4 protein-coding genes and 1 pseudogene are annotated in these 1,656 nt (G+C 58.7%); 4 read left to right on the forward strand and 1 reads right to left on the reverse strand.

Annotation, left to right across the window (positions count from 1 at the left end):
- The 4 genes and pseudogenes from BKD70_RS25240 to rnk all read left to right on the forward strand — a co-directional run.
- A pseudogene (locus BKD70_RS25240) lies at nucleotides 1–213 on the forward strand (hypothetical protein); the annotation flags it as partial.
- Nucleotides 214–298: 85 nt separating this feature from the next.
- Complete coding sequence (gene cyaY, locus BKD70_RS22750; protein ID WP_034129050.1) at nucleotides 299–631, forward strand: iron donor protein CyaY; 333 nt, start codon at nucleotides 299–301, stop codon at nucleotides 629–631.
- Complete coding sequence (locus BKD70_RS22755; protein WP_186353363.1) at nucleotides 631–852, forward strand: DUF1289 domain-containing protein; 222 nt, start codon at nucleotides 631–633, stop codon at nucleotides 850–852. Before cyaY ends, BKD70_RS22755 begins: the two co-directional genes overlap by 1 nt.
- 131 nt (nucleotides 853–983) lie before the next feature.
- On the forward strand, nucleotides 984–1,397 hold the full coding sequence (gene rnk, locus BKD70_RS22760; protein ID WP_034129049.1) for a nucleoside diphosphate kinase regulator: 414 nt from the start codon (nucleotides 984–986) through the stop codon (nucleotides 1,395–1,397).
- Here rnk and BKD70_RS22765 read toward each other — a convergent pair.
- Nucleotides 1,394–1,656, reverse strand: a 263-nt coding sequence (locus tag BKD70_RS22765) for a hypothetical protein (protein ID WP_139145801.1), incomplete at its 5' end; no start/stop codon positions are given. The genes rnk and BKD70_RS22765 overlap by 4 nt on opposite strands.

The raw sequence follows: 1,656 nt of genomic DNA on the forward strand, positions 1-1,656 counted from the left end.
GGCACTAACGAGGCAAGCGACCGCGACGAGCGCAGCAAGGGAAGAGATCAGGCGCTTCATGGCGAAATCCTTGAATATGCATTAATTGCGCCCGAGTATACCGACCACCCGCCAGCTTGCCTATGCGCCGCACCACCCGTCCGGCGGGGGTTTGCCGAGACAGTAGGGAAGCAGACTACGATGCCTGGGGATATTTCGTACCGTCATCCGTGATGAAATCAGTATCCTTTGCAATCGGCGAAGCTCGCCCGTATCGTGCGGCGCTTGAGCAAAACCAGACACTTTTGAGGTTGCCACAATGAGTTTGACCGAAGCCCGTTTTCACGACCTGGTGGATGCCACCCAAGAGAAGCTGGAAGATATTTTCGACGACAGCGGCCTGGACGTGGACCTGGAAAGCTCGGCCGGTGTGCTGACGGTCAAGTTCGAGAGCGGCCAGCAATTGATCTTCAGTCGCCAGGAGCCGCTGCGTCAGTTGTGGCTGGCGGCGCGCTCCGGTGGCGTTCACTTCGACTACGATGAAGAAAGCGGCAAATGGCAGTGCGACAAGAGTGAAGAGTTGCTGGGTGAGATGCTCATGCGCCTGGTTCAGGAATACACCGGCGTCGAGCTGGATTTCGACGAGATCTGATGGTGAGTGAGCCTGTAGCCGTACGCCCGCCCAAGCCGCTGTTCAGCAATGTCAGCCCGGCGGTGCCGTCACCTTGTATCAGTTTGTGTCGCCTGGACGAGCGGAAAGTCTGCCTTGGCTGCTTTCGCCATGTGGAAGACATCCGGGAATGGCGCTCTGCCGACGATGCGCGGCGCCGGGTGATCTGCGCCGAGGCCGAGCAGCGCAAGGCGAGCACCTGACGGCGTCTTGTTTATTTGTGTCGCTGTGGTAGTGTCCGGATACACCTCCATTCATCGAGGTCCGTGAGAACCCCGCCTTTTCCTGGCGGGGTTTTGCTTTTTTGTGCAGAAAAAAGGAGTCTGCCTGAATCATGACCACCGCACCGTCCATCATTCTTACCCGTCTTGACGTGCAGCGTCTGGAGCAACTGATCGACCGCTTGGGCGACGAGTTTCCCGGCGTCGAAGCGTTGCAAGCCGAACTCGACCGCGCCGAAGACGTGGTTGGTCACGATGAAGTGCCTGCGGGTGTCGTGACCATGAATTCCAGCGTGCATTGTCGTGAACAAAGCAGCGGCAAGGACTATCACCTGACGCTGGTCTACCCCAAGCACGCGAACGCCGACGAAGGCAAGATTTCGATCATGGCGCCCGTGGGCAGCGCATTGCTTGGCCTGCAAGTGGGCCAGCACATCGACTGGCCGGCGCCTGGCGGCAAGACCCTCAAGCTGGAATTGCTCAGCGTCGAAGGCCAGCCCAAAGATGGCGGCGCCTTCCCGCTCTAAACCTGATCCAAGGCCGCATTGAGTGACTGTTCCAGTTCGGCTTTATAGCGCAGGTACAGATTGCTTGGGCTTTGCACATCACCGAGCAGCCCCGACAGATCCAGATCAGTGATATAGCCGCGGTAACGCTCGGTTTCCCGACGTTGCCCGACGATCTCCCGGGCGACCACTGCAAACAGCTGGTCGCCAAATTCCAGTTCGGAAAACTCCCGCTGATTACAGTACAGGGTGATCCCTACCTGGCCTGGCGCGCCTTTAC

Source organism: Pseudomonas sp. BS-2016, assembly GCF_001806145.1.
Lineage (GTDB): Bacteria > Pseudomonadota > Gammaproteobacteria > Pseudomonadales > Pseudomonadaceae > Aquipseudomonas > Aquipseudomonas lundensis.